Raw genomic sequence first — 13,333 nt, forward strand, 5'->3', positions numbered from 1 at the left:
ATAGTGAGTGATTCGGTGAACGTGAGTCATGCGAAGCCAGAGACGACCAAGGTGGCGGGAGATACGGTTTATTTTCGATATCAGCCGGATCGTTCATTTGCTTACGATGATCAAGTCGCAGTTCATATTCATGCGGTGGATAAATCGGTGAAACAGAATCGGGCGGAAAAGGAGTATGGGTTTAGAACTGAGGTAGGGGATACGACAGGTCCAGAGATTATTCCGTATTATCCGTCTCCATATGCCGAGGGAGTTCCGATAAATACGGTTATTACCTTTGCAATTCGAGATAAAGGGATTGGCGTAGATGATGAATCGATTTCGATCGAGGTGAGGAGCAAGACCACGGGCATCATTGTCGGGGAGATTTACAGGTTAATTGTTAAAAAGGACAGTGTCTATTGCAGGTTTGTTCCTACCAATTTGTTAACATATGATGATATCGATACAGTTTTCATTCGGGCTGCTGATAAAGCGAAGAATTTTTCGAATGGGTCTTATTGGTTTAAGACGGGATCGCCACCACCAGATTGGACAGGTCCAATGATCAATCCCTATGATCCTTATCCTGACCAGATAAATGTGCCAGTGGATGCGGCGGTTCATTTTTGGGTGTGGGATAGTTCAGGAGTGGATGTTGATTCAGTATTTTTGGATATAGTGAGTGATTCGGTGAACGTGAGTCATGCGAAGCCAGAGACGACCAAGGTGGCGGGAGATACGATTTATTTTCGATATCAGCCGGATCGTTCATTTGCTTACGATGATCAGGTCGCAGTTCATATTCATGCGGTGGATAGATCGGTGAATCGGAATGGGGCGGAAAAGGAGTATGGGTTTAGAACTGAGGTAGGGGATACGACAGGTCCGGTGATCAATCCCTATGATCCTTATCCTGACCAGATAAATGTGCCAGTGGATGCGGCGGTTCATTTTTGGGTGTGGGATAGTTCAGGAGTGGATATTGATTCAGTATTTTTGGATATAGTGAGTGATTCGGTGAACGTGAGTCATGCGAAGCCAGAGACGACCAAGGTGGCGGGAGATACGGTTTATTTTCGATATCAGCCGGATCGTTCATTTGCTTACGATGATGAGGTGACGGTGCATATTCATGTGGCAGACAAATCATTAAAGCATAATGCGTCGGATAGAATCTATAGCTTTAATACGGAATCAAAACCACTTATAGATCTTACCATCTCCTTTGATAAGCTAAAAAAGAAAGAAATTAAAGCTAATGAGAAAATTAAGTTGAGTGTGACAGCAAAAGCTATGTATGGAGATTGTCTTGAGACTTTTTGGGTTTGCTTTTATTTGAATGATGCTAATCATGAAATAAGTGGTCGCGAGCTCAAAGAATTAAAAAAAGATGATTCGACGAAGGTAGAGTCGGGAGATTTTAACATCGGCGTGGAAGGGAAATATAGGTTAATAGTTAAGATCGATGCTAAACCATTCCCGAATGGAAAAATTGAGGAAATTGATGAAAAAAATAATAGCGACACACTCGAAATAAAAGTTCTACCTGATTTAATCGTTCGACCGAATCCATTTACACCGAACGATGATGGTATTAATGATGATTCGGAGTTCGATTTCAATCAGTTTAATGTAGACGAGCCGATAGTGCGAATTTTCGACGTTCACGGCAGGGAAGTGAGAAAGCTCGATCAGCCAGCTGAAGATAAGCGTTTTTACTGGAATGGTAGAGATAGCAATGGTAAGCCGCTATTGCCGGGCATGTATCTGTACATTTTCTCCGATCGGGACAAGATTCTCGCCCGAGGCTGCGTCGTTATTGTCAGATGATCAACTCTATGGTGTTCAATTATGAAAACAACGGCCATTAAAATATTTCTGATTACCTTCATATTCATGGGAATGGGTCATGGGAACGCGCAGGATCTGATCCGCACTAATCCTGCGGATCTATCCGATCCACAGGCATTGTTTATTAATCCAGCGTTGTTGCCCTATCAGAATCTTTCGTTCAATATAGCGATGAAAATTTTGCACGCTGGATTTTTGGAAGGCAACGGTCTCGGCCTGAGACATTTCCACAACAGTATTACTTTTCCAAAACCGTTATTGAATAATTTGGGTCTTGGGATGACGTGGCAAAATTTTGATTCTCCGTTCCATACCGATAACGGGATTGGAATCTCTTTAGGTTATTCCTTTGGGCCTGGCCTTTCGCTGGGAGTGAGCATGAATGGCAGCAATTTTCATCTTGACAGCGATAAAATGACGGAGGTTGAGCTGAAAGACCCATTGTTGGCCAATCGACTCGGTAAATGGTATTATAGCTATGGTATGGGGCTATTTGTGAGGCCGAGCTCAAAGCTTAGCCTCGGTTTGAGCATGAACAACATGAATCGGCCTTCAAAATCATTCGAAGATTCGAACAATAAAGAAGAAAATCGTGTCCCTTTTATTGCTGATTTTGGAATTAAATTCCATGTGAGTCGCCTCATAGGGTTCTCCTTGTTCAGTAATTGGCAAGAAAATATATATAGTCCTGGCTTTGTGGCTGAGGCGCTGCTAGAGAACGATGCTGGTTTGATCCGAGCTGGATATGTGGATCGTGGCCTCATGTTCGAAGGGAGAATAGCGATCGGCAGCGGATTTGGAATCAGCTACCGTCTCGATTATCCTTTATCTGAAATCAACAAAGTGAGCTATGGTTCGCATCAAATTGGATTCGGATGGAATTTAAGATTTAATTCCGATTATACTTTCAATATTAGGGCCTCTGAAGACACGGTTCGAATTATTAAAGAATACTACAAGATCAGAATTCATAAAGCAGAGAATCGAGATAAATTATTTGAGCATTTGGATCCCGAGGATTGGAAGTATCCAGATAAAATTGATAAGAAAGAAGAAATTCGGGGTGAACACGCGAAAAAAGTTGGCATGACGCTTGACGATATTGGAGGAGTCTTTGCCCACAATAATTATTTGGACGCATATAAAGAGACTTTCGCCCAAATTAGGGATTATGTCAAAAAAATGAATAAAAATCTTACAATCGATATTTACTACCGAGATGCTGTTACTGCCGAGCGAGCCATCGTTATTAAGAATTTTTTAATTGACAGTTTGAGTTTTAGCCCCAAAAATGTGGTTTTGCATCAAGAGAAAAACGGGGATGGGAATCGAGATGAGATCAAACTCAAGCAAGCGAAGAACGATAGCCTACGCTTATTGGTCGAGCAGGAAGCGGCGCTGGCGCGATTTAACAATTCCGATTTTATTGAGATCAAAACGGAACCTGTTGAGTCGATAGAGCCCAAAAAGATATTCTTTCATATTACAGATGCCAAGGTGCGCCGTGTGTCACGATGGCGCATTCTAATTGCGGATTTGCTCGGAGAGCCCTTCCATGTCATTAATGGCTTCAACGTCATCGAAAACTTGGTTGAATGGGACGGCTTTTTAGAAGATGGCACATTAATAGAGCCTGGCAATTATTACTACCAATTTCAATATTCGTTTGACGGAGGAAACACCTGGATTCCCAAAAATCCGAAACGACAAATGCTCACCTTCGTTCGAGTCGTTAAAGCCAAAACAACTGAGATTTCCAGTGGTTTTTCGAATAATTTTGAATTGCTTCGAGAAGTGATCATTCGACTCAAAGAACCAGTCAATGGCGATGAGGAAGAACAATAAAAGATGAACAAACCTGGAAATGGTTCAGCAAATTGGTTTCGATCTCAGAGCGAGTATGATGGTGAGTCCCTTCATAAATATTCAACAAAGAATTCAAGAACTATGATTTTACCCTCCCATTTCCACGGTTCATAATATGATTTTCAGAAGCTTTAATAAGAGGAGTAGAAACAGTATGAGAATCACTAAATATTGTTTGCTATTGGCTATTTTTTTGTTGATCGCATTTGCGTTATCTGAGAGCTGGGCTCAAGTGAGTTCTGCGCCTCCTTCTCAAGAAACAGCTCCCTCCGCTCAGAAATCGTCATATAAAGTCGACACTGGCACAAGGATGTTTTCAGTGAAAACTATCGGTGATCTACTTACGCTTTGCGAGGAAATCGGCTGGTTTTTGGTTTTAAATTTTATTGTAGGAGTATTGGTCTTAGTTCAGAAATGGCTGGTTTTGCGTCGGGAGAAAAAGGATGATGAAAAGATCCCATTGGACCAATTAAAAACTATGCACCTCGAAGATATCGATAAGATGCTGACAGAAGTGAAGGATGATCAAGTCGAATCCGAAGGCGCTGAAAAGGGAATAGCGGCAAAGGTCCCATTGCTGAAGAAAATATTTGGCAAACGAAAGACGGCCACTGCGTTTCTGCTGCTTCAACGTCTCTATAAGATTTTCTCTGTCAAGAAATCGGCAGATGACTTTGGGAGCGAGACCGCGAATTTCATTCAGAGTTTGAAAGACCAATTCAATACGTTCACAACTCGAATGGCGTATTTGTCCGATACCGCTGGTGGGCTCGGTCTGTTAGGAACGGTCTGGGGGATGTTCATGGTGTTTTTTGGCGGCACGATGGTGATGGATGAGATACTCCACGGGATGGGAGTTGCCTTGGCTACCACCATTGTCGGATTGGTTATCAGCATTTTGTTGAATACATTCACCACGGTCGTAAGCAATAAATTTGATCGGCATCTTGATTTCATTAACAAGCTCTCGGCGGCTTTTCATGAAAGGATGATCGCTTTTGCTGAGGCCCAGCCTGCTGGAGCGGTGCAACCGGTGATCATCGATGCGTCTCGGCTACCGCAAGTAGCCATAGCGCCGGGGGTTGGAGAAACAAGAGTTGAGCAGCCAATTCCAGCAGTGCCTCCCTCGCCAGAGGTCCCAGCTAAAAAGAAACTAGGTTTGCCAGCGGAGATCAAGGTCCTTGCGGGCAATAACCAGAGCGCTGAAGTCAACACACAATTGCCACAACCGATCATGGTTGAGATTGTGGATAACAAAGGGAATCCATTAGAAGGCGTGACTGTCGTATTCGCCACAGAGGAAGGAGCGGGAACTTTCCCCAATCAGAGTCGCATCCAAAAAATTTTGACTGATGAAGAGGGAAAAGCGCAAACCCTGTTTCTGTTAGGAAAAAGGGCGGGAGAGAAGACCATCCATATTTCAGTCGAAGGGGGAGAATGTCGTCCAGTGACATTATTGCTGATAGCGCGGCCAGCTCCAGCGGCGAAATTTGTCGAACTCGGGGGAAATTATCAGACTGGCTCATTAGGACGCAGATTGTCAGAGCCATTTAGTGTGGCAGTGCGAGATAAATATGATAATCCGATTCCGAAGTATGAAGTAAGCTTTCATTTGAGAAAAGGCACTGGTAGATTTCAGGATACCCAGAACTCTCAGCTCACCACATTGACCAATGAGGATGGACTGGTTGAGGTCTATTTTATTGTCGATAATAATCGCGGCGCTCGCGAAATTGTCGCTGAAGCAAAAAAAGTAGAACCTTCTAAAATCGATTTTGAGATATTTGCAGTTTAGGTTGGCTGAATTCTTATTTCAGCCAAGAGCGAAATAAGCTATTTAAACTGCATTGGAATTTGATTGCTTTTAAACTTTCGCCATATTGAAAGAGGATCTGCTATGTCCAAAGGCGGAATCGTAGTTCGATTGATCGATATCGTATTAAATCTGTTATTTGGATTTATGTGTATTAGTACCATGGAGCGAAAGAGCCCAGTAAAACTCCCGCAGAGCGATCTCCCAGTACAATCTCAGATTCAGAAAGAACAGCTGTTGGTCATCAGTATCAACCAACAGGAACAGTTCTTACTCGAATCCGAGAATATGATCCTTCCCAATTTCGATGCGGTAAAGAATTTGATTCTCACGCGAAATGAGAGTTTCAAAAAGCTCGATCGGACCATGAAAGTTCGGATCCGCAGCTATTGGAATCTCCCGATTCGATATACCATGCGGATCGCCAATTTTTGTCGCGATGAAAATATTCCAGTGGGAATGGATGTTGAAAGCGTTTCAAGTAGCAATCGGTGAAGCGAGCAGGTGAGCTATGAAAAAAGGCGGCGGGATAATCATTCGTTTGATCGACATCGTGATGAATCTGTTATTTGGCTTCTTAATGATCAGTGATATTGTTCACAAGACCGAGATCAAGCTGCCGAGCCAGGCAGGCCGATCCCCTGTGGTTTCAGAAAAAAGGGTCATGCCGATCGAGGTGCAAATTTTTCGTGGGGACACGACCATCATTGGCATCGATCCCCAGACAGAAAGATCGCTCCGTGTGAAAAGTCAATTGTACGGTTACTATGTGCTGAATGAAGATGAAAGGCTCTACCGGATTCGAATGCTGGATAAGTTGGAGGATCATCTATTTACTGCCAAAGCATCTTATGACTCGATTAATGTCATCATCAATCCTGATGCTGAATCCATAGTTCAAAGTACCATTAATCTGGTCGACATATGTCGGAGATATCGGATTGAGAAGCGGTTTAGATTCATAGAAAGGGGAGAAGAATGACTGCACGGGTCTTTAGCATTGATTTGAATCGTTACGATGAGGAGCGATGGAAAACCGCGACCGTCATTACGGCATTAGTGATTCTATTGGCTTATATTTTGATTAATATTATTAAAGTGCCGCAGAACCCGGTCAAGCCGAAAGAGGTGGTGGAGTTTGATTTTATCGCCCCGGAAATTAAAAAGAAGGTGATCGAGATAAAGCCTAAAGAAATCAAGCCACAGCAGCTCGAAGAAAAGGTTTTGAAGGAGACGCCAGAGGTGGTGCTCAATATCTTCATAGAAACGCCGAGCCATTCCCAGGCATTGCCCCAAAATTTGCCTTTCTCTGATCAATTCAAGGTGTTTGAACAAGAGAGTCGGGAGATGGAACATGCCAAGGCAACCATCCAGATCACAGATGGGATGATGTTGGAAGAAACTGTGGACAATCCGCTTGATATTAAGAAAGGCTTTGCGAGCGATGTTGACAATGATAATATAAGAAGCACTGTGATCACGCCTGATATTGGTGACCGGTCATTGAAAGGGAACATGGGCATTTCCACCACGATCCCAATGAATGAGCGGGTGCTATCGACCAATTTTAAAGGCTTCCAGGGCGACATTCCCTGGGAGGATGTGCTCGATCCACTGTTAAACTGGATCAGCAAAAATTCATCACCGATCGGCCAAGTTCCTATGTTCAAGTTATCGAAAAACGACCCACAAGCCATCACTACCCGACAATTGATATCGGTGGAAAATAAGAAATATGAATTGCTGATCAGCGCCAAAATCGAAAAGAAGCAAATCACTATCTGCCTTATTGACTTGGACTCAGGGCAATACGTCATGTTGGTCGATCAGGGGCTAACAAAAACCAGCACCATTTTTAACACTGGCAAGATTCGAAGAGATGAGCGAAATGAAATCGTTCATTTTCGCGAGGGGGTGTACAAAAATGCACAAGATCCAGAAGCGCAGAATTTTATGAAGATCTTCTGGCAATGGGCGAGAACTGTGACTGAAAGAGGATAACGCGTAGCGGAATAAATCACAGGTGACGCATTACACATAGATTATTACGCGGCAAATGGGCTTGACATTCATTGTGCAAATCAGCCAAAACGATGAGGTAAAAATGATCAACAAGTGTCTTGTAATGGTGGGATTGTTATTGTGTCTGGGAGTGCCATCGGCAATGGCACAAACAACTGTCCCATCGCCTCAAGAAAAATTAGCGTTGATGAAGATTGACACAACGATGTGGAAATACCTTGCAGCCTCGGATCGAGCTCAATGGAACATCAGCGCTTCTGACTCTGAAACTGCGATCCGAAATCATTTCTTCCCTGGATATAATAATTTTAAAGTTGTGACAGAAATATATGATCGGATTGGCAAGAAAAAGACCACATTGGAGCAAGAGTCCCAAACGTTGATCAAATTGTTGGAGCAAGCCCGGGATCATTTCGAGTCTGGATTGAAGATAGATCCCTTCAATAATTATCTGCGGTTGGCGATCACGTCAACTTATTCTTATCTGGAAAAATTATATGCATCTCAAAATGAACCGATCAAAAGATTGGCGATCCTGCTCAATTTGCTTCGGCTTCGAAAAGAACCGAAAGAGAGTGTTTATCTGAGCAACAATATTGGGCTGATCTATCGTCAATTTGAGATGTGGGAGATGGCAAAAAGTTATTTCCATCGGGCGGTTGAAACGATTTTGGATGTTGAGGAGGCTCCAGTAGATACTTTGCGATTGTTTGAGAATTTGTATTTGCGCGGGGATGCACAATTTCATTTATATGAAGCTGAGGGCGCATTAACGTCGTTCACGTATGCCAGGATGATCGCTCCCAATCAGACCTATTACAATCAGCTTACCGCACGGATCGATTTTATCAATTGGGATGATGGCAATATCCGCGCATCCGAAAAATATAACGAGGCAAAAGGGCTTTACAATAATAAAAAGTATAATGAGGCGGAGTTAGCCTATTTAGAACTATTGGGAATGGTTACCTCGGAACGAGCCACTAATGAAGCGAATTTGGCGCTGACCAGAATGCAATTCTATCAGATGAATAAGAAAGAGGAAGCCATTGAGCGATTATGGAATTTGGTGCGCAATTATCCTTTAGATCCTGCTACTGGCAAGCCGATCAATAAAGATTATGAAGAACTCTGGCGCGAATATTCACAAATGTGCGTGTTCATGGGGGTCAAATACTATAATACTGATAAACGAACATCGTTTACTTACTTTTTGAAAGCTTCACAAATCGAAGGGCCATTACGAGGACAAGCGCTATTGAACCTGGCTCGCGCTTCGATCCAAAATCCCCAGATCTGTTTGAATTATTGTTTGCGCGCCTTGGATTTTGAGGATCGACTTGATCCAGAAGAAAAAAGATATCTCTATCAAACAATTTATCAGGCATATCTCCAGCAAGGAGATTTCGATCACGCTTTGATCTGGTTCAAAAACTTTCATGATCTCGCATCTTAGCCGAGTTGGATAAAAGGAAGAATAGCATGATGAAAAAAATTGTGGTAATCGTAGCAGTGGTTTGGTTGGCAGGGTTACGATGCGCGGTGCAGCAGCCGGTTGTTGAAGCGCCGAAAGTTAGCCCCAAAATTCCAGTTGGAGTTGACGCTCGGGTTGCTCAGATTGCCGACTCGATTTTTTCGCAAGTGGCCGTTGATTATGAGATGTCCAATCTGGCGTTTGGGAAGTATGATGAGGCGCAACAGATCGAAGAATTGGCCGATTCGCTTTGGCAGTTTGGTCAGGCTTCGCTCCTTACCAAGCTTGATTCTCTGACAGTTTTGCGATGTATTTCGCAAGCCGAACCGTATTTAGAGCGTCATGTTGAAGATTATCATCGGATCAGAAGGCTTATGAAAAATTTTGGTCGGATTGATCGGGAGGTGAGGATTGAGGTAAGCAAACAATTAATGATGCTTGCGATGGAAGACTTTGAGAGCGCGATCCGTTACGATCGATTCTATGTGCCTTATCACCAGCAATACTGCAAGTTACTTCAAAAAATGGCCGAGCGTTTGGGCGATAAGAGTTATCTGAATCTCGCGGCTGAACAGATGGAACGTGTTGTGTTTTTTGTCAAGGGCCAGCATATCCTCTATGCAAATCTCGCTGAAATTTACTTCAAATTAGGGGATTGGAACAACGCTTTTAAAAATTTTGAGGCGGCAAGGAATACGTTGATTCGATCAGCAATTTTTTCACTCCCCAATCCGCGACCTTACTTTTCCCGACTGAACGAAGTCCCAGTCGATACACATCGAGTGGTCACATATCTCAATTGGCAAGCTGTATGTAAAACGAGATTATATGAAGCTCAGCCGGCGCTGGCCTTATATCGACAGGCACAGCGGATGACCTCTAATATTGAATTGAAGCGGAACTTTCAAGAGCGCATTGATTGGATTTTGTGGGATGATGGCAATATTCGGGCATCTGAGATCAAGGAGAAGGGTGATAGTCTCAGGATCGTTGCAAAAGATTACCTTGATGCCAAGAAGATTTATCTTGAGTCGTTATTGCCAATCCTGTGGACGAAACGTACCAAAGACGAGATTAATTGGCGCATCGCGTTGCTCGATTTTGTGCAGCTCGGCAATAAAGCAGAGGGGGTTCAACGGTTATATTCTGTGATCAAATATTCTCCAGTCGATTCACTGACAGGCGCACCGCTCGACTCGAATTATGTCCGATATTTCAATGATTACGGCAATATGTGTTTTAACCTTGGAAATGAGTATTATGAGAAGGATAAATTGATCGCCTATATCTACTTTCAACAAGCCGCAGCGACCAATTATAAGGAACGCGGCAAGGCATTTTTGCGCCTGGCCCAACTCTCTGAATTCGATCCCAAAGAGACGATCGATTTATGTCAGAAGACAATTCGATATGAAAATGAATTAGATAAGGATGAAAAGATCATCCTCTACAAGGTAATGCATAATGCTTACCGAAAATTAGGGGATTTTAAGAACGCCCAATTTTGGTTCAATAAATTTAATGGATTTTAGATTGTTCATGATTTGCATGATTAACGGAGCAAAAATGCAATTGAATCGAATTGTGATTTGGTCATTTTTACTCGGATCCTTGTTTAGCTGCGCGACCAGGCAAAAGATATCCGAAATACAAATTGCCACATTCGATAAGCATGAGTTCATCATTCCTGCTGGAGTTGACACGGCGGTGGCGATTCGTTCCAAAATCAAGGCAGAGCGTTTATTTGTTGAGACAAAAAGAGAAAAACAGGCTGATAGCCTGAATAAATATTTCAATGAATATCGAAAGATAACCGAGGAACTTTATAGCTTGCTTGAAAACAAGAAACAGGAGTTCAGAAGAATCCGGGATGAGTTTAGAGAAATTTCTTTAGGTATAGATGGTCATAATAATTTGTCGTTGCAAGAGCGACGAAAATATGAGAAGATGTTTGAGCAAATCGCTGAAGATTCGTTGACGATTTCCATTGTTACCAGCTTGCTCGATTATTATCTGAATTATTGTTCCGAAAATTTCGAGCGCGCTTTTCAATTAAATCCATTCGATCTGAATGTATTGCTTAGCAAATCGATTTGCGATTGGGATCGAGGACTGATATTCTCAGATACTGCAGCCCATCGTCGGGCAATCAGAACATTATTCAATATATTGGAGCATAATAAAGGAGCAGCTCCGATTTATTTTGAGATCGGAAAAAATTATTCAAGGTTGAATAATTGGAAGAAAGCTTATGAATACCTTTCCAGAGCGAATCAGATCTATCTGATTACTGCATATTTTGATAATCCAAAACCAGATACCTTGGAGAATTTAAAACGGGCCAAAATCCCATTCCACGTTAATCCTAACGAATATTTTCCGTACTTGCGCGAAAAAGGTTGGGCTGAAATTAAGGTCTACGAAGCAGATTCCGCTTTATCCACTTTGGGCAAAGCGATGATCATTGCGCCCAGCAAACAGGACTCTTTAGAAATTGCCAAGTGGGTCAAAGAGATGATCCTTTGGGACGATAAGAACATTTATGCGGCAGAACAGCGATTCATTATATTGGATTCGTTAGCCCGAGGGAATTTCAAATGGGCGAAGAGCGCCATGCTGCGATTGTTGCCACAATTGAAGACAAACAAAGCGCGCGATCATATTACCTGGCAATTGGCGCGAATTGAAATGAGCAATCTCAACGAGCCAGAAGTTGCAGCAGATCGGTTATACAATTTGGTCATGAATGCAGACACGAGTCGCGTCAAACGCAGCATCGCTGTGCCGCCGGCGGATTCCATGTATAAGGTTTATTTCAAAGATTGCGGAGCTTTATTGCTTCATTTGGGCAATAAATATCGGGATGAAGGCTTCCATGAGAAAGCAAAACAATTTTTTGTGAAGGATACGACCTTTGATTGGCCTGGCAGGGGCAAGGTGTTTTTGCCATTGGCTCAATTGGTGGCGCTGGATATCCCAGAAAACTTGCCCCCTGTGGAACGTTTGCGAATGCTGAATGACAAAAGGCTTGCGCTTTTGACTCGAGCCAAGGATTTCATTGCAAGCTTTAATGAAACGGAGATCGACCATCTGTTTCGATCCCTCAGCATGATTTACCAACAGCAGCGCGACCAGATGATGTTGCAACGGAATTTTCGCGAGTGGAATGAGATCAAAGCCCGAATGAAAAAGGGGGCCAGCCAATGATATCTTTTATAATCGGTCTAAATCAATTCTGGTATGCGCGATCTGCTTGTTTTGAAATCTAGCGTGATTCGTAAAAAAATGACAGAGGTGTTAACCCATGAGATCAGCACGATTGATAATTTCCGCGGTTTTAGCGACAATGATAGTTTTGATTACTCAGGATAGGCTTATTTCGCAAGAGACCTTCAAATGGGACAAAGAGCTTGTGCAGAAAGTAGAAATTCGAGATAGGAAAATTATAGATAAACTGCTAATGGAATTGTTCATTCCCGAATCGAACGTTGAATTTATCGAGATATTTGACGTTGATGCCAATGGAGCCGCGGAAGGAGATCTTCTAAAGACGCATCCAGCGCGCAATGTCTATTCGCTTTACATGCTCTCGAAGGAGAGCCGAGATATCTTAAGAGGGATCCCTTTGCCTCCAAACTTCGAAGATATCGGAACGATCAAAAATCTCGTGAATCCTGAAACCCCAAGCGAACGAATTCTATTTATCCTGGCGCAGACGATCAAAGAACTGTATAGCCAAGACAAGCCATTGAAGCTATATTTTGAACAAAACGAGGATGGCACCTATCGATTTGAATTTTTCGGTTTTGTTGCAGAAGATTTAAAGGATAAGGAGCTCGAACTGGGAAAGGGGCAGACAAAGAAAATCCATGACCTTTTGAAGGCGCTATATCAAGAATTCAACAAAGAATTTGTGGACTGGCAGCCAACAGTCATTCAAGTGATTCAAACCGAACGGGACACTATTTACCTACCTGAGAGGCCGACAAAGAAGAAAAGGTAATCACTCCGCTCGATCCGATAACATATTTGTAGTTTGCTCAGCAACGTTTCCCATCAAAAATTTGAAGATCCCGAAGGCATCCTAATCAACCAAGATGTGCATAAGCGAATACAAAGACTTGTGCACTTTTTGAGTTGCCTCAAGGGGGCTTACCTGTTTAAAAAATGTAACCATGAACCTAAAGGTAACGCCCAAAAAATCAATCAACTGTTGCTTTGGAATATTTTAGAAAAATAACTTGCATTTGTAAATTTATTTCTGTAAACTATCCCATACCTAAAAAGAGAGGCCCAAACAATCCCCTAATCAATTCCCGAACCAA

Annotated in this window: 10 protein-coding genes; all 10 read left to right on the forward strand. The window is 42.7% G+C overall.

Annotated elements, in window-relative coordinates; translation table 11 throughout:
- Nucleotides 1-1,812 (forward strand): gliding motility-associated C-terminal domain-containing protein (locus ONB37_18215; protein ID MDZ7402097.1); only part of this gene is annotated, 1,812 nt, incomplete at its 5' end.
- 21 nt (nucleotides 1,813-1,833) lie between these two features.
- Nucleotides 1,834-3,678 carry a type IX secretion system membrane protein PorP/SprF gene (locus ONB37_18220; GenBank protein MDZ7402098.1) on the forward strand — a complete coding sequence of 615 codons (1,845 nt, stop codon included), beginning with the start codon at nucleotides 1,834-1,836 and terminating at the stop codon, nucleotides 3,676-3,678.
- 175 nt (nucleotides 3,679-3,853) lie between these two features.
- Nucleotides 3,854-5,494, forward strand: a complete 1,641-nt coding sequence (locus tag ONB37_18225; GenBank protein MDZ7402099.1) for a MotA/TolQ/ExbB proton channel family protein — start codon at nucleotides 3,854-3,856, stop codon at nucleotides 5,492-5,494.
- 102 nt (nucleotides 5,495-5,596) lie between these two features.
- Nucleotides 5,597-6,007: a biopolymer transporter ExbD gene (locus ONB37_18230; protein ID MDZ7402100.1), complete on the forward strand. Its 411-nt coding sequence runs from the start codon at nucleotides 5,597-5,599 to the stop codon at nucleotides 6,005-6,007.
- A gap of 16 nt (nucleotides 6,008-6,023) precedes the next feature.
- Nucleotides 6,024-6,494, forward strand: a complete 471-nt coding sequence (locus ONB37_18235; GenBank protein MDZ7402101.1) for a biopolymer transporter ExbD — start codon at nucleotides 6,024-6,026, stop codon at nucleotides 6,492-6,494.
- On the forward strand, nucleotides 6,491-7,513 hold the full coding sequence (locus ONB37_18240) for a hypothetical protein (protein MDZ7402102.1): 1,023 nt from the start codon (nucleotides 6,491-6,493) through the stop codon (nucleotides 7,511-7,513). The genes ONB37_18235 and ONB37_18240 overlap by 4 nt, the downstream gene beginning before the upstream one ends.
- A gap of 103 nt (nucleotides 7,514-7,616) precedes the next feature.
- Entirely contained in the window at nucleotides 7,617-8,990 is a 1,374-nt protein-coding gene (locus tag ONB37_18245; protein MDZ7402103.1) for a hypothetical protein, read from the forward strand.
- Between the two features lie 26 nt (nucleotides 8,991-9,016).
- The gene (locus ONB37_18250; GenBank protein ID MDZ7402104.1) at nucleotides 9,017-10,540 is read left to right on the forward strand and encodes a hypothetical protein; all 1,524 of its coding nucleotides are present in this window, start codon (nucleotides 9,017-9,019) and stop codon (nucleotides 10,538-10,540) included.
- A 34-nt stretch (nucleotides 10,541-10,574) separates the two neighbouring features.
- Nucleotides 10,575-12,215, forward strand: coding sequence for a hypothetical protein (locus tag ONB37_18255; GenBank protein ID MDZ7402105.1), 1,641 nt, complete (start codon nucleotides 10,575-10,577; stop codon nucleotides 12,213-12,215).
- A 97-nt stretch (nucleotides 12,216-12,312) separates the two neighbouring features.
- Entirely contained in the window at nucleotides 12,313-13,011 is a 699-nt protein-coding gene (locus tag ONB37_18260) for a hypothetical protein (GenBank protein MDZ7402106.1), read from the forward strand.
- The last annotated feature ends 322 nt before the right edge of the window (nucleotides 13,012-13,333 follow it).

The organism is candidate division KSB1 bacterium, assembly GCA_034506395.1.
Classification (GTDB): domain Bacteria; phylum Zhuqueibacterota; class Zhuqueibacteria; order Thermofontimicrobiales; family Thermofontimicrobiaceae; genus Thermofontimicrobium.